Source organism: Thiomicrorhabdus aquaedulcis, from assembly GCF_004001325.1.
Taxonomy (GTDB): Bacteria; Pseudomonadota; Gammaproteobacteria; order Thiomicrospirales; family Thiomicrospiraceae; genus Thiomicrorhabdus; species Thiomicrorhabdus aquaedulcis.
In genome coordinates this window covers 1,874,643-1,894,981 of sequence record NZ_AP018722.1, presented here as the reverse complement: position 1 = coordinate 1,894,981, position 20,339 = coordinate 1,874,643, and the positions used below count along the sequence as shown (strand labels likewise).

17 protein-coding genes and 2 pseudogenes are annotated in these 20,339 nt (G+C 45.1%); 10 read left to right on the top strand and 9 right to left on the bottom strand.

Translation table 11 applies throughout. The features are described from left to right. Positions 1–39: 39 nt before the first annotated feature. The 3 genes from EP181_RS08650 to EP181_RS08640 all read right to left on the bottom strand — a co-directional run bounded on the left by EP181_RS08650 (position 40) and on the right by EP181_RS08640 (position 3,120). A complete protein-coding gene (locus EP181_RS08650) occupies positions 40–852 on the bottom strand; it encodes an inositol monophosphatase family protein (RefSeq protein ID WP_127471284.1) in 813 nt (270 codons plus the stop codon). 2 nt (positions 853–854) lie between these two features. Beyond that, the gene (locus tag EP181_RS08645; protein ID WP_127471283.1) at positions 855–2,096 is read right to left on the bottom strand and encodes an HlyC/CorC family transporter; all 1,242 of its coding nucleotides are present in this window, start codon (positions 2,094–2,096) and stop codon (positions 855–857) included. A gap of 235 nt (positions 2,097–2,331) precedes the next feature. Continuing rightward, on the bottom strand, positions 2,332–3,120 hold the full coding sequence (locus tag EP181_RS08640) for a cytochrome C assembly family protein (RefSeq protein ID WP_127471282.1): 789 nt from the start codon (positions 3,118–3,120) through the stop codon (positions 2,332–2,334). A gap of 280 nt (positions 3,121–3,400) precedes the next feature. On the opposite strand from EP181_RS08640, the gene ffh reads away from it, so the two are divergent. The 7 genes and pseudogenes from ffh (at position 3,401) to EP181_RS08605 (ending at position 9,040) form a co-directional block, all read left to right on the top strand. Then, positions 3,401–4,804, top strand: a complete 1,404-nt coding sequence (ffh, locus tag EP181_RS08635; RefSeq protein WP_127471281.1) for a signal recognition particle protein — start codon at positions 3,401–3,403, stop codon at positions 4,802–4,804. A 386-nt stretch (positions 4,805–5,190) separates the two neighbouring features. Beyond that, positions 5,191–5,436, top strand: a complete 246-nt coding sequence (gene rpsP / locus EP181_RS08630) for a 30S ribosomal protein S16 (RefSeq protein WP_127471280.1) — start codon at positions 5,191–5,193, stop codon at positions 5,434–5,436. Between the two features lie 31 nt (positions 5,437–5,467). After that, positions 5,468–5,989, top strand: a complete 522-nt coding sequence (gene rimM / locus EP181_RS08625) for a ribosome maturation factor RimM (RefSeq protein WP_127471279.1) — start codon at positions 5,468–5,470, stop codon at positions 5,987–5,989. Next, positions 5,986–6,666: a tRNA (guanosine(37)-N1)-methyltransferase TrmD gene (gene trmD / locus EP181_RS08620; RefSeq protein ID WP_127471278.1), complete on the top strand. Its 681-nt coding sequence runs from the start codon at positions 5,986–5,988 to the stop codon at positions 6,664–6,666. The genes rimM and trmD overlap by 4 nt, the downstream gene beginning before the upstream one ends. 141 nt (positions 6,667–6,807) lie before the next feature. Then, a complete protein-coding gene (rplS, locus tag EP181_RS08615; protein ID WP_127471277.1) occupies positions 6,808–7,152 on the top strand; it encodes a 50S ribosomal protein L19 in 345 nt (114 codons plus the stop codon). A gap of 203 nt (positions 7,153–7,355) precedes the next feature. Beyond that, positions 7,356–8,173 (top strand): annotated as a pseudogene (gene xerD / locus EP181_RS08610) (site-specific tyrosine recombinase XerD). A 141-nt stretch (positions 8,174–8,314) separates the two neighbouring features. Then, positions 8,315–9,040 (top strand): DsbC family protein, encoded by a 726-nt coding sequence (locus EP181_RS08605; RefSeq protein ID WP_127471276.1) that lies wholly within the window; start codon positions 8,315–8,317, stop codon positions 9,038–9,040. Positions 9,041–9,161: 121 nt separating this feature from the next. Here the strand turns inward: EP181_RS08605 and EP181_RS12060 are convergent, their stop codons facing one another. The 3 genes and pseudogenes from EP181_RS12060 to EP181_RS08595 form a co-directional block, all read right to left on the bottom strand. Continuing rightward, on the bottom strand, positions 9,162–9,818 hold the full coding sequence (locus tag EP181_RS12060) for a TIGR04211 family SH3 domain-containing protein (RefSeq protein ID WP_232023582.1): 657 nt from the start codon (positions 9,816–9,818) through the stop codon (positions 9,162–9,164). Positions 9,819–9,875: 57 nt separating this feature from the next. Continuing rightward, a pseudogene (locus tag EP181_RS08600) lies at positions 9,876–12,629 on the bottom strand (valine--tRNA ligase); the annotation flags it as partial. A gap of 189 nt (positions 12,630–12,818) precedes the next feature. Then, positions 12,819–13,682, bottom strand: a complete 864-nt coding sequence (locus EP181_RS08595; protein ID WP_232023401.1) for a flagellin — start codon at positions 13,680–13,682, stop codon at positions 12,819–12,821. Between EP181_RS08595 and EP181_RS08590 the strand changes: the two genes are divergently transcribed. Then, on the top strand, positions 13,676–14,104 hold the full coding sequence (locus EP181_RS08590) for a hypothetical protein (protein WP_127471274.1): 429 nt from the start codon (positions 13,676–13,678) through the stop codon (positions 14,102–14,104). The genes EP181_RS08595 and EP181_RS08590 overlap by 7 nt on opposite strands. Before the next feature lie 72 nt (positions 14,105–14,176). Here the strand turns inward: EP181_RS08590 and EP181_RS08585 are convergent, their stop codons facing one another. The 3 genes from EP181_RS08585 to EP181_RS08575 form a co-directional block, all read right to left on the bottom strand. Then, positions 14,177–14,638 (bottom strand): flagellar basal body-associated FliL family protein, encoded by a 462-nt coding sequence (locus EP181_RS08585; RefSeq protein WP_127471273.1) that lies wholly within the window; start codon positions 14,636–14,638, stop codon positions 14,177–14,179. 198 nt (positions 14,639–14,836) lie between these two features. Next, positions 14,837–16,084 carry an ammonium transporter gene (locus EP181_RS08580; RefSeq protein ID WP_127471272.1) on the bottom strand — a complete coding sequence of 416 codons (1,248 nt, stop codon included), beginning with the start codon at positions 16,082–16,084 and terminating at the stop codon, positions 14,837–14,839. Between the two features lie 14 nt (positions 16,085–16,098). Then, positions 16,099–16,437: a P-II family nitrogen regulator gene (locus EP181_RS08575; protein ID WP_127471271.1), complete on the bottom strand. Its 339-nt coding sequence runs from the start codon at positions 16,435–16,437 to the stop codon at positions 16,099–16,101. A 224-nt stretch (positions 16,438–16,661) separates the two neighbouring features. On the opposite strand from EP181_RS08575, the gene EP181_RS08570 reads away from it, so the two are divergent. Both EP181_RS08570 and glnE read left to right on the top strand, forming a co-directional pair. Then, positions 16,662–17,465 (top strand): hypothetical protein, encoded by an 804-nt coding sequence (locus EP181_RS08570; RefSeq protein ID WP_232023400.1) that lies wholly within the window; start codon positions 16,662–16,664, stop codon positions 17,463–17,465. A 58-nt stretch (positions 17,466–17,523) separates the two neighbouring features. Then, complete coding sequence (glnE, locus tag EP181_RS08565) at positions 17,524–20,268, top strand: bifunctional [glutamate--ammonia ligase]-adenylyl-L-tyrosine phosphorylase/[glutamate--ammonia-ligase] adenylyltransferase (RefSeq protein ID WP_127471270.1); 2,745 nt, start codon at positions 17,524–17,526, stop codon at positions 20,266–20,268. Positions 20,269–20,339 lie beyond the last annotated feature (71 nt).

Genomic DNA, 20,339 nt, shown 5'->3' with positions numbered 1-20,339 from the left:
CTGGGTTTTAAGAGGTCTTTGTTGAATGCAGCAGGTAGTTTAAAGAATGGCCATTTGCCATTGTTTAAACAGCTCCGGTGTGGTGGCCGCAATGGCCGAACGCTTTTCAACTTTAGCGATTAAAACCGAATCGCCTTGCAGTGTGCTGCTTTTTCCGCCAGCTTCTTCTAATATTAACCAGCCTGCGGCGTAGTCCCAAATATTTTGCGCGCCATGGCAATAAACTTGGCCGCGACCGGCTGCAATCCAACACCAATCAAGAGCAACCGAACCAAAGCTACGTTGTGACGAGTAGGGCGGGTTCAGCGCCAGTTGATGTGCTAAATTGGTCGGTAAGCGTTTAAAGTCAATAATGCCACTGCATTGCTTTACAGCCGTTTTGGATGTTTTGGCCAGCAGAGTTTGGTCATTAAGTTGGGCGCCCAGGTGCGCTCTTGCTGCAAAAAGCTCATCACGGCAGGGGTCGTAAATTAACCCCATCACTATTTCTTTATTTATGATTAATGCCAGCGACACCGCAAACACAGGAATGCCACTGGCAAAATTGCTGGTGCCGTCTACTGGGTCTAAAATCCAACAACCTTGCGTACTTTGCAGCGCATTTTGTTGCTGTTCAAGCGACGATTCTTCCCCTAAAAATGCAAACTTAGGCCAGTGATGCGCTAAAAATTCTTGGGTTTTAAGCTGCATTTGAGTGTCGGCTTCGGTCAATAATGAGCCGTCGGCTTTTTCTTCAAAGCCAACCTTTTCAAATCGTGACAACACCTCGTTTAAAGCCAATTGACGAATACCCGATTTAAGCAGTTGCCAGTTATGCTCGCTTAAAAAAGGGTGTTCTTGTACAGTTGACATGGTTAATTGTCTCTTGGATCGTTATTTGGTGGGGTTAATTTGACCAGCTCAATGGTGTTGGTCGAGGTGGTTAATACTTCAAGAATGTAGTCGTTAATTTTTAAACATGTCCCAGGCGTAGGCAAAGATTCAAGTTCTTCTTGAATTAAACCGTTTAAAGTCTTGGGGCCGTCAGTGGGTAGACATAGGTCAAATTCTTTATTAAGTTCACGAATAAATTCCGAGGCATCTACGTTCATGCTGCCGTCTTCGTTTAAGCTCACCGCCAGTTCAATAGGTTTGGCTTTAGCGTCGGTTGATAGTTTGCCCACAATTTCTTCTAACAAGTCTTCCATGGTAAGCAAACCTTGCAAGTCGCCGTATTCGTCAACAATAAAAGCCATACGACGCTTATGGTGATTAAATTTACCCAGTTGCACGTTTAACGAAGTGGTTTCAGGAATAAAGTAAGCAGGCCTGGTGATTCTAATAATGTCTTTTAATGTAATTTCTTGGCGCATTAATAAAGGCAGAGCACGGCGTAAATTTAAGATGCCGATAAGTTCTTCATCAATAGAGCCTCTATACAGCGGGATGCGTGTGTAAGGTGATTGTTGAAGAGCTTTTAAGATATCTTCTAATGGTTGGTCAATGTCCACACCGTAAATGTCTTGTTTGGGAATCATGACGTCTTCAACGGTCACATACTCTAACTGCAGTACGCTGGTGAGCATAGCACGGTAGGTGTCGGGCAGTTGGCTGGTGGCTTCGTAAATTAAGGTTTGCAACTCTTCATGGGTCAGTGAATGCGGGTCGTCGCCTGCTTTGGTGTTCACGCCAAACAGACGTAAAAAGTTGTTGGCAAATAAGTTAATTAACCAAACTACGGGCGATAGGGCTTTAAGAATGGGTGTTAACAGATAGGCGGCTGGATAGGCAATTTTTTCGGGATACAGCGCGGCTAGCGTTTTAGGAGCGACTTCTGAAAACACTAAAATAACAAAGGTTAGCAAGCCTGCCGCTAGAGCAATTCCAGCCTCACCAATCAGTTTCATGGCAATAATGGTGGCGATGGAAGAGGCAAAGATATTAACAAAGTTATTGCCAAGTAAAATTACGCCCAACAAGCGGTCGGGAGTTTCGAGCAGTTTTTGAGCTTTAATAGCACCTTTGTGACCTGATTTAACTTGGTGTCTTAAACGGTATTTGTTAAGCGCCATCATGCTGGTTTCAGAGGCTGAAAACAAAGCAGAAAGCACAATCATTAGTAAAAGTATTCCAAATAGGGTAGAGATATCAAGAGAGTTCAAAATCGTTCAATGGGTTATGAGTGAATCTAAATTATAACGGTTGATGGATGGATAAAAAAGCTTATTTTGCCAATCAATGATGGTTAAAGCGCTGTCCGTTATGAAGCGGTTATCCATTCGTTATATATTTGTAATATATTTGTTTATATAAGGTTGCCGGTAGCGCTTCAAATTTTGGTAAACCTGAGTGTCAGCGTAACATGGCCAACGTTAACTCTGTGCCAATGTAACTAAGTATGAGTAAAAAGTACGCCCAAATAGAATAGGTGGCTGCTTTTTGCCCGCGCCAACCGCGCTTAAAATGCCCCAAAAGTAATACTGCATACACCAGCCAAGAAAGAACGGCAAAAAACGTTTTATGTACTAAATGTTGAGCAAACATGTTTTCTATAAACAGAGCGCCGCTGATTAATGCAAAACTTAAAAATACAAAACCAATCAAAATTAGCTGAACTAGGGTGGTTTCCATTACTTGCAATGGCGGCAGTGCGTTCATTAATTTAGAAAGTTTTTTGGTTCTAAACAGACGTTCTTGTTGTGCATATAAAATGGCTTGAGCGGTCGCTATGCCCATAATGCTGTAAGCCGAAATAGAAATAAGCACGTGCGTGCCCAACTCAAACGGTAAATAGGTGGTGGTAAGCACCATTAACGGCAGTAACGTTGTAAGGGCGGCAAAAGGATAGATGAATATGCCTAAAGTTTCGGTGCTTTTATTAATGTTGGTGATTAATAAAATAGCACTGCCCAATAACGCCACTAACGAAAGTCCATTGCCAATGTGAAAGTTAATTTGTTGATCTACCCACAGCGTGTTACTCAGCGTGTAAGCGTGCAGTACTGTGGCGCAAATGGCGATAATAAGCACTTTGCTGCGCTGAGCGGCACTTGAAGTCGACTGAATTCTTTGCCAAATTAAAGCGCTTGCATACAAATAAAGTACGCTGGCAAACAGCGCGGTGATTCCGCTAACGAGCATAAAAAAAACCTTTAATCACTATTGCACGGTAAAAGAGTACGTAATGAGGTGATTGTATTAAATTTCAAAAACAGTCAAACAAACTGCTTTGGCGCATACATGCGCTAACTTTAGTTATAATAGCGGAATTGAATTTTAATTAGTAGTCTGCAAGGCGGTTAAAACGGCGGTTCATTATTATAAGACCTTTGCTTATGAGCAAAGGTCTTAATAAGCAAGCACCGTTTTATAGTCGCCTTGTCGCTTGGCAAACCGCCGTGTGGGCAGGAGTATATTTTGTATGTTTGACAATTTAGCAGACCGTTTGGCTCAAACGTTTAAAGCCATTCGTGGACAAGGGCGTTTAACCGAAGACAATATTAAAGACGCGATGCGCGATGTGCGCCGTGCGCTTTTAGAAGCGGACGTGGCCTTAAGCGTGGTAAAAATCTTTACCACAAAGGTTCAAGAGCGCGCCATAGGCCAAGAAGTATCAAGCAGTTTAAACCCTGGTCAAGCGTTCATTAAAATTGTACGCGAACAATTGGCCGAGGTAATGGGGTCAGAAGCGCAGCCGCTTAAATTTAACGTAGAGCCGCCAGCGGTTATTATGTTGGCCGGTTTGCAAGGCGCAGGTAAAACCACTACGGTCGCTAAGTTGGCTAAGTGGTTAAAAGAGCGTGAAAAGAAAAAAGTCATGGTGGTGTCGGCTGACGTTTATCGTCCCGCCGCAATAAAACAGTTAGAAACGCTGGCTCAACAAGTAGACGTGCTGTTTTTTCCTTCTAGCGCCGACCAAGACCCTATTGAGATTGCCCGCAATGCGCACGCCGCGGCCAAAAAACAGTTTGTGGATGTGCTTATATTAGACACCGCTGGGCGCTTGCACATTGACGACGACATGATGCGTGAAATTCAAGCATTGCATCAAAGTGTGAAACCGATAGAAACGCTGTTTGTGGTCGATTCGATGACCGGGCAAGACGCGGCGAATACCGCCAAAGCGTTTAATGATGCTTTGCCGTTGACCGGAATTATTTTAACCAAGACAGATGGCGATGCACGCGGTGGTGCCGCATTGTCCATTCGAGAAATTACCGGTAAACCCATTAAGTTTATTGGTGCGGGTGAAAAAACCGATGCGTTAGAAACCTTTCACCCCGATCGTATGGCCGGGCGCATTTTGGGTATGGGCGATGTACTCAGTCTGATTGAAGAGGCTGAGGCTAAAATCGATCAGAAAAAAGCCGCGCAATTTGCTCAAAAAATGCAAAAGTCAGGCGATTTTGACCTGGCCGATTTTCTTGAGCAGTTGCAGCAAATTCAGTCTATGGGCGGTGTTAGCGGCTTGATGGGTAAGTTGCCTGGTATGGGGCAAATGAAAGAACAGATGAATAACGAAGTCGCCGAGCGCGAGTTTAGACGTTTAGAGGCTATTATTCACTCTATGACCAAGCAAGAGCGTTTGTTTCCAGCGGTGATTAAAGGCTCGCGTAAACGTCGTATTGCTATGGGTTCGGGTACGTCGGTGCAGGACGTAAATAAATTGCTTAAGCAGTTTACGCAAATGCAAAAGATGATGAAAAAAATGTCTAAAGGCGGCATGAAAAACATGATGCGTGGTTTGGCTGGTAAATTGCCGCCTGGTATGGCGGGCAGTTTGGGTATGGGTGGTATGCCGGGCTTGCCGCCCAAGTCACGATAAGTCTTTTTGAGAGCATTGCACCTTACGTGTGCAACGCGCTCTTTATAAAACTCTTTATAAGACGCTCTTTAAAAACGACAGATAATACAACATTAGACATTCAAAAAACCGTTTGACCAGGCCTGGTCAAACGGTTTTTTAATAAATTATCTAAAACAGTCTGGTTTATGAAGTCTTGTTATGGATTATGTAATTTTTTACCGCACATTGCCAATGTCAGGCTGGCGGTTTAAGTTATTAAATAAAATACGTTTAAGTAATTGATTTAAAAAATGCTTTTCAGTATAATTCCGCCTTTCGCCAACTACGGTGAAATTTAGTGAGTCAAAAGAAGAAATTGTTGAGAGGAATTCCTCTCATCGCCTGATTAAATAAAGGAATCAAAAATGGTAGTTATTCGTTTAGCACGTGGTGGATCTAAAAAGCGTCCGTTTTACAAAATGGTTGTAGCCGATCAGCGCAACAGCGCAACCGGTCGTTTTATTGAACAAGTTGGTTTTCACAACCCAGTAGCAACCGGTAATGAAGAAAAAACCCGTGTTGATCAGGCGAGAGTTGATCACTGGATTGCACTAGGCGCTCAAATGAGCCCACGCGTAAAAGGTATTATCAAATTAGCAGCTAAAGCTTAATCATTTTTTAACCGCCGTCAAAGGACGATTTATGTCGCAAGAAAAATTGATGGTTGGCCAAATTAATGGTGTGTTTGGTGTAGCAGGTTGGGTCAAAATATTTTCTCATACCGAGCCCAGACAAAATATTTTAGCGTATTCTCCCTGGTGGATTAAATGCAAGGGCGAATGGCGACAAGTTAAAGTGTTGGACAGTAAAGTGCAACAAGGTGGCAAGACTTTAGTCGCGTTACTTGAGGGTGTGCCGGATCGTGATGTAGCCCGTGAATACATGGGATGCGATATTGCAATAGACCGTAATCAGTTAAAAAATCCAGAAGAAAATCTTTATTGGATTGATTTAATTGGTTGCACAGTGACCAACCAAGATGGCATCGTTTTGGGTGAAATCACTGAAATGGTCGAAACCGGCGTTCACGATGTAATGCGTGTTAAAGGTGAGCACAGTGATTTAATTCCCTTTGTAATGGAGCGGTTTGTGGTGTCAGTAGACATTGTCAATAAGCGCATTAATGTTATTTGGGATATTGAACCATTGGAAGAAACGTTGTGAGATTTGATGTCATCACCCTGTTTCCCGAAATGTTTAGTGCATTAACGGAATCGGGGGTGAGTAGACGCGCCAATGTGGCCAATCTTTATCAACTTACCTTGTGGAATCCTCGTGATTTTACGCGCGATAAACATCGCACAGTAGACGATCGGCCTTATGGCGGTGGTCCTGGAATGGTGATGCTGTACCAACCCTTAAAAGAGACATTGTGTGCCATTGAAGCTGAGTTAACCCAAAAACCACACGTGGTGTATTTATCACCACAAGGTCAGCCGTTAACTCAACGTAAGGTGGTGCAGTTATTAGAACACGCCAATCTAACACTGCTGTGTGGTCGCTATGAAGGAATTGATGAGCGCTTAATTGCCTCATCGGTTGACGAAGAGATTAGCATTGGGGATTTTGTAGTAAGTGGTGGCGAACTGCCGGCTATGATGTTGATGGATGCGATGATTCGCTTAATTCCAGGGGCATTAGGGCATGCGCAGTCGGCCGAACAAGACTCGTTTTCGGACGGTTTATTGGACTGCCCACATTATACCCGACCTGAAGTGGTAGATGGTTTAGACGTTCCTGCCGTGTTGCTTGAAGGGCATCACGCTAAAATTGAGGCCTGGCGACACGCCCAAAAGTTAGCGCGAACTCAGCAACGTCGGCCTGATTTAATATTGGGTTAAATAACCTATACAGTTTTAAAATTCGGATTCAACCTCTGGTTAACATGGGTTAGCGTATGTTGAATAAATTAAATATAAGGTTGTAATGACCTTATGGTTCGGTGGCAAAAGTCCCGACCGTCCTAAGTGGAGAAGCTTAAAATGAGCAATATCATTAAGCGTATTGAAGCAGAACAAATGACCAAAGAAATTCCGGCATTTGCTCCTGGTGATACTATTGTTGTACAAGTAAAAGTAAAAGACGGCGCAAGTGAGCGTTTGCAGGCATTTGAAGGCGTAGTTATTGCCATCAAAAATCGTGGAATTAACTCAAACTTCATCGTGCGTAAAATTTCACACGGTGTTGGTGTTGAGCGTACTTTCCAAACCTACAGCCCAATGGTTGATAGCATTACGCTAAAACGCCGTGGTGCGGTTCGTCGTGCTAAATTGTACTACTTGCGTGAGCTTTCTGGTAAAGCCGCTCGTATCAGAGAAAAAGTATAATCGTTTATTACTAACACGATTACTTTGGTTTTCTTTGTTTAAAACGCCCTTTATTGGGCGTTTTTTTGGGTTGAGTTTGCTATAATTTTGCCATGCAAAATACAAATTCGCCTGAGTCACTCCCCTTGTCTAATTCGCCCACCTTAGTACATCAATTTATTGAATTTTTACAGCTTTCAGAAGGCTTAAGTCACAATACACTTATGGCCTACCGCCGCGATTTAGAACTCTACCAGGCCTGGTTGATAAGCGTTGACGTACCTGATTTACAAGCGCCTAGCGCATCTACTCTTGAAGCGTTTATGCATCATTTACACACCGTTGGCCGCGATGCTAAAAGCAACGCTCGCTTATTGTCGACTTTAAAACGATTTTATCAATGGGGTTGTGTTCATCAACAGTTTATTATTGATCCAACCGCGCTGATTAAATCACCCAAACGTGCGCAAACTTTGCCCAGTACTTTAAGTGAGCAGCAGGTTGTGATGTTGTTGGCAGCACCGGACGTGACCACAGCGTTAGGATTGCGTGACCGCGCTATTTTAGAACTCATGTACGCCACCGGACTTCGGGTATCTGAAACAGTCACGTTGCCGTTTGAACAGGTTAATTTATCGGCCGGTTTGGTTCGCGTTACCGGCAAGGGCAATAAAGAGCGTATTGTGCCACTGGGTGAGTTTGCCATTGAATGGTTAGAGCGTTATATGAGAGATGCTCGGCCAGTTTTGTTAAAAGGTGCATGGGTAAACAGTGTGTTTATTTCCCGGATTGGACGGACGATGACGCGGCAAACGCTGTGGCACCGTATTCGTCAATTAGCGATAAAAGCCGGTATTGATGCAAATTTGTCGCCGCACACTCTGCGACATGCTTTGCCACCCATTTAATTAACCACGGCGCTGATTTACGCACAGTGCAACTGTTGTTGGGTCACAGTGATTTGTCTTCGACTCAAATTTATACCCATGTGGCCAAAGACCGCTTAGCTAGCTTGCACCAGCAGCATCATCCGCGTGGCTAAAATGGAACATAATTTGTGTTATATTAACCAACATTAATGGTAGCGATTGTTAGAGATTAAATTTAGCAATATGAGCAGTATTTATGAGCGGTTTTTATGAGCAGTGTTTATTAACAGTACTAAGTAGGATGTTATTTTGTTATGAAAGGGTCGATTATTAAAAAAAGTGTATGGGTGTTGGCGTTATCGGCCAGCTTGGTATCGCAGGCGTTTTCGGCCGAAGAGTATTCGGCCATACAAGCACAGCTTAAAAAGGTGATACCAGATGCGCCGGCCGCTCAAATTACTCCCAGTCCGTTTCCGGGAGTGTATCAGGTGAGTGTGGGACCTATGGTGATTTACATGTCAAAGGACGGTCAATACTTACTTAACGGCGATTTGATTCGTTTAGACACGCGTGAAAACCTAACCGAATTGGCTAAGGCCAGTGCGCGTAAATCTGAGTTGGATAAAATAGAAGAAAGCACTCTGATTGTGTACCCAGCACAAGGCGAGCAAAAGCATCGTGTTACTGTATTTACCGACATTGACTGCCCTTATTGCGCTAAGTTGCACAAAGAGATTCCTGAACTGAATAAAGCAGGCATTGCTGTGCGTTACATGGCGCATCCACGCTCGGGTTTAGCAACGCCATCGTATCTAAAAGCGGTGTCGGTATGGTGTTCTGCTGATAAGGGAAAAACCATGGACGAGGCTATGAAAGGTGGGGTGGTAGAGCCTAAAACTTGCAAAAATCCAGTGGAAAATCATATGATGCAAGCCGAATTATTTGGAGTAAATGGTACGCCCAACATTGTATTAGACAGCGGCGAGTTATTGCCAGGTTATGTTCCGGCCAAAGAGTTGATTAAACTTTTGGCAAAGTAATTTAGTCGTGCAAAAGTCTCGACTTAAATAGCCTAGAGTGTTACCCGTAAAAAAACCCTTTTAAAAGGGTTTTTTATGGGTAAAGTTTAAGCCTACCCCAGTACTAAATTTAAGCGGTCTGCTAAAAGCTGTCCCATTTTTTACGCTTATTAGGCAGGCGGAAGAAACGTCCTAACAGTAAACCTAGCAACAACACGCCGCCACCGGTTAAAAACCATTGGCGTTGAATAGCGTCGTTTGACGCGTCAATTTGTTCTTTCATAATAGCGTTGTCAGTTTCAAATGCCGACAACCGTTTTTTCATGGTTTGATTTTCTTCATCCAGTTCGAGTGCGTTGCTCGAAATGGATTTTAAACGAGTTAACTCTTGAGTGAGTTCAAAGTTTTCTTGTTTAATGGCGGTCAGTTCTAGCTCAGTGCTGTCAAAACGCGCTTTAAGCGTGTCTAGTTCTTGTAATAGTGCGTTGTGTTTTTGTTCAACGGCCGTTGTTTTTGCCATTTGTGCACTCAGGCGTTCTTTGGCCACGGGCTCATTTTGCAATACACTGGTGGGCATCCAGCCGGTGACTGTTTTACCACTTCTCATAAATTCCACATTTGCCCAGCCAGCGCTGTCCACGGTTAGAATGGTCACGGGCGTGCCCGATTTTAGCATGTGCGAAATTTTAAACTTATAATCAGCGCCTTTACGCACTGGCACATCCACAGCATCGGTAACGTAGTTTTTATAACTGCCTTCTGCGGCACTCGCCAGGCCTGGTAGGGCACTTAGGCTCATAGACATAAGCAATGCCGTTACCGACAGTGCGCGTTGTGAACGCTTAAAGTTGAAGCATTTTTCATACTGTGCCTCTAGGTTGTTAAGGGCGATTTCATAATCGTTGAGTTTTTTGCGCTCTACCGCCACGACCGCTTCGGGCGCTTTGGCAATAAAACCATCGTTGTTAAGCTTGCCGCTTAGGCGTTGAATTTCGCCTACGAGCTTGCCAATTTCTTTGGTTAAACGCCCAAGTTCAGCTTCTTTGTCGATTAAGCCGGCCATTGGAATGTAAATTTTCATTTCACCCACCAGCGCCACAGCCGATTCGGGAACACTGCTTTCATCTTCAACCACATCAATGCTGGCCAGTTTGGCTAAAGTGGTCAGTGAAACGTGATTGTTGTTTAACCAGGCCTGGTCATTGTCGTTTAAACAGCTGAGTAAAACAGGCAGGGCTTTGCTGGGAGCAATGTCCATTTCTGAGCGAATTTTACGCACACTGACAATAAATTGTTTAACCCATTCCAGCTCCAATACCGCCGGCGCGTCCATAAGCACTGAATTGGCTTGTGGGTAAGGTTCAAGCATGATGGTGGCATTGTGTTTGCCCGCTAAAGGAGCAACCGCTTGCCACGCTTCTTCGGTAATAAACGGAATAATAGGGTGCAGTAAACGTAACAGTTGTTCTAGTACACCCACCAAAGTTTTACGAGTGCCTCGTTTGGCGGCGTCGCTGGCGTCTTTGTTCAATACCGGTTTGGCCAGTTCTAAGTACCAGTCGCAATATTCGTTCCAGGTAAATTCATACAACACCGTGGCGGCTAAATCAAAACGATAGCCGTCAAAGTGACGATTGACTTCACTCATAACGTCTTGCAAGCGTGCGTTAATCCAGCGGTCGGCTAAAGAGAGTTCTATGGGTTGTTTATCGTCTACGCCGGTGTCAAAGCCCTCGGTGTTCATTAGCACATAGCGCGTGGCGTTCCACAGCTTGTTGCAAAAGTTGCGATAACCTTCGGCGCGGTTTAAATCAAACCGAATGTCGCGACCGGTTGAGGCCAATGAGGCAAAGGTAAAGCGCAACGCGTCGGTACCAAATGCAGGGATACCATCGGCAAATTGTTTGCGGGTGGCTTTTTCAATTTGCGCGGCTTTTTCGGGTTGCATCATGCCGTAGGTGCGCTTTTTAACCAGTTCTTCCAGCTCAATGCCGTCAATTAAATCCAGTGGGTCAAGCACGTTGCCCTTGGATTTTGACATTTTTTGGCCTTCGCCATCGCGCACTAAGCCGTGTACGTAAACTTGTTTAAACGGCACTTCGCCGGTAAATTTTAGTCCCATCATAATCATTCTGGCAACCCAGAAAAAGATGATGTCAAAGCCAGTCACTAAGACAGATGTGGGGTGAAACTTGGCAAGTTCAGGCGTTTTTTCGGGCCAGCCTAGGGTCGAAAACGTCCATAACGCCGAGCTAAACCAAGTGTCTAACACGTCTTCGTCTTGTTTAAGAATATGGTCTGGGCTTAATTGATGCTGGGCACGTACTTCCGCTTCGCTGCGACCAACGTAAATTTTACCGTCGTTATCGTACCAAGCGGGAATTCGGTGTCCCCACCAAATTTGGCGTGAAATGCACCAGTCTTGAATGTTGTTCATCCACTCAAAATAGGTGTTTTCCCAGTTTTTGGGCACAAACTCAATGTCGCCATTTTTAACCGCGTCAATCGCGGGTTTGGCCAACTCTTGCACCGCAACGTACCATTGGTCGGTTAATAAGGGTTCGATTACTGCATGCGAACGGTCACCGCGTGGCACCATTAAGGTATGCGGTTTAATGGCGTCCATTAAGCCTAATGCGTCTAAGTCGGCTACGATTTGTTTGCGCGCTTCGTAACGATCAAGCCCTTGATATTTTTCAGGCGCTTGGTCGTTGATCGCCGCATCCACCGTTAAGATGTTCAGCATGGGTAGGTTATGACGTTTGCCCATTTCGTAGTCGTTAAAATCGTGAGCGGGGGTGATTTTGACGCAACCGGTACCAAAGTCTTTATCCACATAATCGTCGCCAATAATGGGGATTTCTCGACCTACTAAGGGCAAGGTAATGGTTTTACCAATTAAATGCACATAGCGTTCGTCTTCGGGATGCACGGCAACCGCTTGGTCGCCCAACATGGTTTCGGGGCGTGTGGTGGCCACCACCAAAAACCCTGAGCCGTCGCTCAGTGGGTAGCGCATGTGCCACAAATTGCCTTGTTCTTCTTCTGAAATAACTTCTAAGTCCGACACGGCGGTGTGCAGTACCGGGTCCCAGTTGACAAGGCGCTTGCCACGGTAAATGAGGTTTTCATTGTAAAGCTGTACAAAGACTTCTTTTACCGCGTTGGATAAACCGTCGTCCATGGTAAAACGTTCGCGACTCCAATCGGCCGACGCACCCATGCGACGCAATTGTTTGGTAATGGTGCCACCGGATTCTTCTTTCCATTCCCAGACTTTTTCAATGAACTTTTCGCGCCCTACATCGTGACGGCTTAAGTCTTTGGCGGCCAGTTGACGTTCAACCACCATTTGCGTGGCAATGCCCGCGTGGTCGGTACCGGGTTGCCAAAGAGTGTCTTCGCCTTTCATGCGGTGGTAGCGAATCAAGGTGTCCATAATGGTGTCTTGAAACGCGTGTCCCATGTGCAAACTGCCGGTCACGTTAGGCGGCGGAATCATAATGCTGTAAGGGCTGGCCTGGTTGTTTTGCGGCTTAAAGTAGCCCTTTTTTTCCCAGATTTGGTACCACTTAGTTTCAATAATATTGGGGTCGAAATGCTTTTCCATAGGACGTTTATTAAACTCTTTTTAATAAAAAATATTGACGCGATTATAACAATCGCTTGGGCGGTTGTCTGTAAGTGGGCGGTTAAAAAAGTGGGCTACAACAAGACAGTCATTGAAATTTAAACGTGCTACAAATTAAAACGGCCGAAAAGTTCGGCCGTTTTAAGGAGAGTGGGGGTTTTAATGTGGTTAAAAACTCAGCAGTTGCAACACGTTGCCTCGGGTTTGATTGCTTTGTGCTTGCATGGCAATTGAGCTTTCGTTTAGGGTTTGTTGTCTAATTTTTTCGGTCATGGCGCGGGCAAAGTCGGTGTCGCTGATTTGACTGCGACTGGCTTGGCTATTGATGTTTTGAGTGGCTAAATTATCAATCGCGCGGACTAAACCATTTTGTTGTGCACCAAATTCACTGCGCTGAGTGGTGAGTTGCTCAAGCGCGGTGGTGACACCGGCAAAGGCCAAAGAAGCGTCGGCGGCGTTGCCGATGTTTAAACCACTAATGGCCAAGCCGTCACTGCTCTGGTTGGGCAGGGTTAAGGTGCTGTTACTGCTGTCGCCCAGGTTAATGTTAACGCTAGGGCTTTGACCGTTTAAGAGCGGTTGCCCATTAAACGCGGTGTTTTGTGCCGTTTGATTAATGCTTTGCAGGTTTTGCTGAAACTCTGCGTTTAACGCACCACGTTGGCCATCGTTAAGTGTGCCATTTTGGGCTTGCAGAGCCAGTTCGTTCATGCGCAACAACGCTTGACCAATGGTGTTGCTCGCACCGTCGGCGGTTTGCAATAATCCTATGCCTTGGTTGGCATTTTGGGTAGCCATATCGCGGCTATTGACTTGCGCGGTTAAAGCACTAACAATGGCGCTACCTGCAGGATTGTCGGCTGCACTGTTGATTTGGCTTCCAGAACTAAGTGTCTGATTAACCTGGTTTATCTGATTAAAGTAGCTGGGTGAGATGGGGTTAGAGTTAATGACCATTTGAATCGCTCCAAGGCTAAAGGCTATGGTTATAATAATAAACTCTTTTTGCACGTAAGGAAAATAAAATGTCATGTTGTTCTGGAGGTTATTGCAAGTTTACGTTTCCTGATGGGCCACCGTTATTGGACAACCCTGTGAACAGTCTAAACGCACAGTATTTATTTTTACCTTATGGTACGTTGTTGCAAGCAGGAGAGGTGGTGCGTATTTGGATGGAGTCTGGTAAAGCTAAACCAGTCTTTATTGACGAAAAAATTGCGCTTGAATTTACACCACAAGGCATAAAAGTTGATTCTGCGGTACGCCCTTTGCCTTGGCAACTTATTGCGTTAGACAGCGGTTATGAATACGAAAGCTTGTTGGATTGGTATAACCACCCGTTACGCAACCCCAATGAACAAGCGGTTGTTTTGGTGTTTAAGCATCCTATTGAGGTAAAACCAAGTTTAAAAATGGTGCTCTATAAGTGGCTTTATAAGTTAAGAACGTTTTAGGGTACTTTTTATTAATCCCGAGTTAACTCGGGATTATGTATTTCTGGGTTATGTATTGCGTTTGTGTGCTAATTATTGCATTACAAAGCGTTCAAGATACACGTCTTCTAACAAGTCTGGAAACAGATTGTGTTTTTCTAAAATATCGCGCGCTACTTTTAGTATTTCGGCTCTTAGCTCATCGGGTCCGGTGGGTGACTTTAGTTGAGTGTAAGTTTTATTGCGTAATAAGCGATCAATGTCATTTTTTAAAATAGGGCGTAAATGCTCCATTTCTATTTCAACAATTTGTGGGTAGTACGACATAAATTTTAAATCAATGGCTAAAAACTTCGCTTGACCTTCACCCTTAAAATTCACCACGTTTTTTTCCATGGCAAAGTATTTTGGAATGTTCTCTTTGGGGGCTTCAAATTGCTTGTATTTGGGTGAGTAGGTTTTGCCGGTGGCGGCTTCTTCGGCGAAGGACAAGACCGGGTTTAACATAAAAATACTGCTCAGCAGCAAAGAAGACAGTAAACGGTGTAAGGACATATATAATTCTCTGGGTTAGGATGTTTTGAGTAATAGTAATAGGATGAATGCAATGAGTGTTATTGTAGCGAAAACACGGGGGGATGAGGCGTATTTTACGCAAAAAAAAGCCCCGACTAAGCGGGGCAAAAAACGAGGAGCATTTACAACATGAAGGATTTAACATTTACAACTAAGTTACGTTCTCTAACTTAAAACTTACTTTTTAAACTCAGGGTACGCTTCCATACCACATTCTGACTGATCAACACCGGTGTATTCATCTTCTTCGCTAACACGAATTCCCATGACTGCTTTGATGATTGACCACAAAATTAAGCTGGTTAAGAACACCCAAGTAAAGATTACGACAATCCCGGTTAACTGCGCTACTAAGCTTGAATCTGGATTTGTGAACGTGACCGCAATCAAACCAAAGATACCAATAACACCGTGAACTGAAATCGCACCCACTGGATCATCAATTTTAAACTTACGATCCATGATTAAAATTACAAACACCACTAAGATACCAGCAACTAGACCAATCAATGTTGCTTCTAATGCAGTAGGGGTTAGCGGTTCTGCGGTAATAGCTACCAGGCCTGCTAATGCGCCGTTTAGCATCATGGTTAAGTCGGCTTTACCAAATTTTAATTTAGAGGCTAACAGCGCACCAATCACACCGGCTGCAGCGGCCATTAAGGTGTTTACAAAAATCATAGCAACTGCATTGGCTTCTTCAACGTTAGAAATCTTAAGCTCAGAGCCGCCGTTAAAACCAAACCAACCTAGCCATAAAATAAACGTTCCTAGTGTCGCCATCGGTAGGTTAGCACCGGGAATTGCACGTGACTCACCGTTTGGACCGTATTTACCTTTACGCGCTCCTAGCAATAACACACCTGCTAACGCCGCTGCAGCACCCGCCATGTGAACTAGACCAGAACCTGCAAAGTCAAGGAAGCCCAATTCGTCTAAGAACCCGCCGCCCCATTTCCAGAAACCAGCCATCGGGTAGATTACCGCTGTAAATACGATAGCAAAGGCAAAAAACGACATCAACTTCATACGTTCAGCCACTGCACCTGACACCACGGACATGGCGGTTGCCACAAACACAACTTGAAAGAAGAAGTCAGACATGCCTGAGTAATAAGGCGCATCGTCACCACCTGCAATTACAGCGGCCACTTCGTTATCACCACCAATTAAAAAGCTTAACCCTGGGATAAAGCTGTTAATCGCTTCGGCTGGATACATAATGTTGTAACCGACCAACATGTACATAACACAGGCAATGGCAAACAAACCGATGTTTTTAGCTAAAATTTCGGTGGTGTTCTTAGAGCGCACCAAACCGGCTTCGAGCATGGCAAATCCGGCGGCCATCCACATGACTAACGCGCCGGACATTAAGAAATAAAAGGTATCAAGCGCATAGCTTAATTGAAGTACTTGTTCCATAATTAATTCCTTTTTTAAAGGGCGATGTCGCCGGTTTCTTCCGTACGAATACGAATGGTTTGTTCCAGCGGTAAAATAAAGATTTTTCCGTCGCCAATTTTGCCGGTACGCGCGGCGGTGCCAATGGCTTCAATCACACTTTCAACTTGCTCGTCCGATACGGCAATTTCTAAGCGCAGTTTGGGTAAAAATTCAATGGCGTATTCAGCGCCACGGTAAATTTCGGTATGGCCTTTTTGGCGGCCAAAACCTTTAGACTCGGTAACGGTCATGCCGTGAACATCCACTTCGTGGAGCGCTTCACGAACGTCATCGAGTTTAAAAGGTTTGATAATTGCAACGACCAGTTTCATACTAACCTCTCAAAATGTTATTAATAATACGTTTTCGATGATTGTTAAGCCTGGAATGTGCCAAAAAATTAAAATAACTTTTAAAACAACAAGATAGTGTTTTATTTATGTGGTTTTTTGCTTTTTTAGGGGTTTATTTAAGGTGGATTTGTTTTTTTGGTGCAGGGTTTTTATTTTGTGGTGCAATCGGTGTTTAAGGAATGTAGACAGATGAGACATAAAGCGTGGTATTAAAACGTTGGTTGGTTAAATGGCCTAAAATTTTGGTGGCTTTACTGGCTCAGGCTTTGGCGTTAATGGTGTTGGCGCTGGGGGTAATGTTGGCCAGTCAGTGGATTGCACCACCTTACGCCTACTGGCCGCTGGTGTTGGTGCAAGGTGTGTTGGCCGCCGTGTTAAGCCATTGGCTGGGTTTACCCAGTTGGTGGCGTTGGATTCAATTGTTAATTCCGTTAGGGTTGTATGGCGCATTATCGGCCGGCGTTAATCCTTGGTGGGGATTGGCTCTGTTTGTGTTGATTGGTTTGGTGTTTTCTAACGCCGGACACGAGCGCGTGCCGCTGTATTTAACCAACTCAGTCACCCGCCAAGCGCTTAAAGCGTTGGTGGCCGAGCAAGTGGCTTTGCACTGTAGTGAGCATGACAGTGCGCAAAACGTGCGCTTTATTGATTTAGGTTGCGGCCTTGGCGGCAACGTAGTGTTTATGGCGCAGGTGCCCAATGTGCAGGTTTCACACGGGGTAGAAACCGCGCCTATTCCGTATTTGTTGTCTAAAATGCACACGACCTTGCGAGGCGGTGAAACGTTTGCCACCGATTTATGGAAGGTGTCTTTGGCTGATTATAATATGGTGTACGCTTTTTTATCCCCCGAACCAATGGTTAAGCTTTGGCAAAAAGTGTCGCAAGAGCTGCCCAGTGGCGCGGTGTTTGTGAGCAACAGTTTTGCGGTGCCCGACGTAGAGCCCACCGAAGTATGGATTTTAAGCGACGCTCGGCAAACCCAATTGTTTATTTACAAAATATGACCAGGCCTGGTTGAATTTAATTTTTAGTCTTTTTTAGTCTTTTTAGTAGGGTTTAACAATGTATTCATTAGAACAAGTGCAAGCTTGGAGTTTGTATGTTAGCAATATGTTTAAGCGTTTTAACGATTTACACACCCCAGAGGTGTGGCGTGACGCTTGGCCAGAACGAACACTTTACAACACGGTTTATCAAACGGCGATAGCGTCCACCGACGAGACCGAGTTAAAAATGCATTTGCGGGTGCAACGTAATCGTATGATGACACGCATCGCCGTGCGCGATTTAATGGGCTTGGCCTCATTAGAAGAGAGTATGGCGGCTATTTCAGACTTGGCCGATGCCTTAGTAACCAGTGCGTTGGATTGGCACTATGAACGTTTTTGTGTGCGTTACGGCACGCCAATAGGGCGTGAGTCGGGCAAGCCACAAACCATGCTGGTGATTGGTATGGGTAAATTGGGCGGACAAGAACTAAACTTCTCATCGGACATTGATCTTATTTTTGCGTATCCAGAGGGCGGTGAAACCCAGGGCGCTTCGCGTCCATTGGCTAACGATCAGTTTTTTATTCGCTTAGGGCAGGCGCTTAATAAATCGTTGGTAGAAATGACCGGCGATGGCTTTGTCTATAGGGTGGATATGCGGCTGCGGCCGTTTGGCGATGGTGGGCCTTTGGCGGTGAGTTTTGCAGGGCTTGAGCATTACTATGAGCTGCATGGCCGAGCTTGGGAGCGTTATGCGTTGGTAAAAGCCCGTGTAATGGCTGGAAATGTCGATGAGGCGCAAGCACTGTTTAATGTTTTACGGCCGTTTGTCTATCGACGATATGTTGACTTTAGTGCCATGGATTCGTTGCGTGAGCTTAAACAGATGATTGCCGCCGAAGTCGCTAAAAAAGGCATGCACGACAATATTAAGTTGGGACGCGGCGGAATTAGAGAAATTGAATTTATAACTCAAGCGTTTCAACTGGTGCACGGCGGACGCGACAAAACCCTACAAGGACGCGCGCTGTTGCCCATGTTAGAGATTTTATGTCAGCACGGGTTTATTGATATAACCGTGTATCAAGGGCTTAAAGAGGCGTATGTGTTTTTACGGCGCGCCGAAAATCGTTTGCAAGCCTGGGACGACCAACAAACCCACAGCTTGCCTAAAGAATCGCATCAGCAACTTATGCTGGCCAATGCCATGGGGTTTGCTGATTACGCGGCCTTCTTAACCACCTTAAACGTGCATCGCAACTTTGTAGAAGCGCAATTTGCCGAAGTCTTTGCCGTAGACGAGGCTTGTGGCACACACGATTTAATGACCGAGCTGTGGTTAAGTGCCTTGGACGAAGCCGATAAACTGGCCGAATTTAGTTTATCGTCTCACGATGCAGACGACTTTTTAGCTCAATTACTCAGTTTTAAAACCAGTCGAATGGTGCAAACGCTGGGCAAAGAAGGCACTGAACGACTTAACGCCACCATACCGCTCATTATGCGTGAGGTCTTGCAGTGCGATTACAGCCCAGAACTGCTCAAGCGCGTGTTAGCGGTGGTCGAATCGGTGGTTAAACGCAGCGTCTATTTGGTTCTGCTGAAAGAAAATCCTCAGGCGCTTAAAAACCTGGTTAAGTTGTGTCAGGTGAGTTTGTGGGTGGCCGATATGTTGGTCAAATACCCAGCCTTGATGGATCAGTTGCTCGACGAGCGAACGCTCTACGAACCCATGAACGCTCAAGCATTGCAGCGTGAAGTAACAAGCTTATTGCACAACGCCAACGGTGACGAAGAGCAATTTATGGAAGAGATTCGCCAATGGAAACACGCCCAAGTGTTTAAAGTGGCGGCGGCCGACATTACCGGCAATGTGCCTATTATGCAAGTCAGTGACTATTTAACCTGGATTGCCCAAGCCGTTTTGCACGCCGTGGTGGAGTTTGCTTGGCAACTTAGCCTTAAAAAATCGGGGCTGCCGGGTGGCATGACCCCCGATAATCAGCGCAACCCTTTTATGGTGATTGGTTACGGTAAGCTGGGCGGTATTGAGCTGGGTTATGGTTCGGATTTGGACATTGTGTTTGTCTACGAAGGGCTTAACCCCAGTGCGCAATCCATTAATCCGAGTGGCAAAGCGGTGGATAACTCTATTTACTTTGTGCGCATGGGGCAAAAAATCATCTCGCTCATGACCACGCTCATGCCCGCAGGTGTACTCTACGAAGTGGACACCCGCTTACGCCCCAACGGCGTGTCGGGCATGATGGTGATTGATTTTGATGGCTTTACCAAATACATAGAGCAAAAAGCCTGGAACTGGGAGCATCAAGCGTTTGTACGTGCCAGAGCAGTGGTGGGTGACGCACAAAGTGTGGCTCATTTTGATGCTTTTAAACAAAGCTTTTTGCAACAAGCACGCAACCCACAAACGGTGCGCGCCGAAGTGGTTGAAATGCGCCAAAAAATGCAAGCCTCACTGGATAAAAGCACGGCTCAAGAGTTTGATTTAAAGCAAGGGCAGGGTGGCATTGTAGACATAGAATTTATGATGCAATATTTAGTCCTGGCCTTTGCACAACAATACCCGCAGTTGTCTCAATTTAGCGATAACGTGCGTATCTTAGAAGCCGTTAAAGCCACCCAGTTATTGCCCAGTGAATCGGTGGATATGTTAACGCAGGCCTACAAAGTGTACCGGTCAAAATACCACCGCATGGCCTTACAAAATCAAGCGCCCATGGTAAGTTCAGAGTGCTACTCGGAAGAGCGTCAAGCTGTGGTCGCGGTTTGGAAGGGGTTGATGTTGGCGGGTTAGATAGGTGTAATTAAGTGTAGATAAATGTAAGTAAAAAGCGTTTAACCAGGCCTGGTCAAACGCTTTTTTTA

What these genes read in the sequence shown, in the direction of transcription:
- EP181_RS08575 (WP_127471271.1), bottom strand. Translation starts at nt 16,437, where the DNA reads ATGAAACTGGTCGTTGCAATTATCAAACCTTTTAAACTCGATGACGTT.
- EP181_RS12060 (WP_232023582.1), bottom strand. Translation starts at nt 9,818, where the DNA reads ATGAGCCTAAGTGCCCTACCAGGCCTGGCGAGTGCCGCAGAAGGCAGT.
- rpsP (WP_127471280.1), top strand. Translation starts at nt 5,191, where the DNA reads ATGGTAGTTATTCGTTTAGCACGTGGTGGATCTAAAAAGCGTCCGTTT.
- rplS (WP_127471277.1), top strand. Translation starts at nt 6,808, where the DNA reads ATGAGCAATATCATTAAGCGTATTGAAGCAGAACAAATGACCAAAGAA.
- glnE (WP_127471270.1), top strand. Translation starts at nt 17,524, where the DNA reads ATGTATTCATTAGAACAAGTGCAAGCTTGGAGTTTGTATGTTAGCAAT.
- EP181_RS08585 (WP_127471273.1), bottom strand. Translation starts at nt 14,638, where the DNA reads ATGTCCTTACACCGTTTACTGTCTTCTTTGCTGCTGAGCAGTATTTTT.
- EP181_RS08605 (WP_127471276.1), top strand. Translation starts at nt 8,315, where the DNA reads ATGAAAGGGTCGATTATTAAAAAAAGTGTATGGGTGTTGGCGTTATCG.
- EP181_RS08595 (WP_232023401.1), bottom strand. Translation starts at nt 13,682, where the DNA reads ATGACATTTTATTTTCCTTACGTGCAAAAAGAGTTTATTATTATAACC.
- EP181_RS08645 (WP_127471283.1), bottom strand. Translation starts at nt 2,096, where the DNA reads ATGATTGTGCTTTCTGCTTTGTTTTCAGCCTCTGAAACCAGCATGATG.
- EP181_RS08650 (WP_127471284.1), bottom strand. Translation starts at nt 852, where the DNA reads ATGTCAACTGTACAAGAACACCCTTTTTTAAGCGAGCATAACTGGCAA.
- EP181_RS08580 (WP_127471272.1), bottom strand. Translation starts at nt 16,084, where the DNA reads ATGGAACAAGTACTTCAATTAAGCTATGCGCTTGATACCTTTTATTTC.
- rimM (WP_127471279.1), top strand. Translation starts at nt 5,468, where the DNA reads ATGTCGCAAGAAAAATTGATGGTTGGCCAAATTAATGGTGTGTTTGGT.
- EP181_RS08640 (WP_127471282.1), bottom strand. Translation starts at nt 3,120, where the DNA reads ATGCTCGTTAGCGGAATCACCGCGCTGTTTGCCAGCGTACTTTATTTG.
- EP181_RS08590 (WP_127471274.1), top strand. Translation starts at nt 13,676, where the DNA reads ATGTCATGTTGTTCTGGAGGTTATTGCAAGTTTACGTTTCCTGATGGG.
- ffh (WP_127471281.1), top strand. Translation starts at nt 3,401, where the DNA reads ATGTTTGACAATTTAGCAGACCGTTTGGCTCAAACGTTTAAAGCCATT.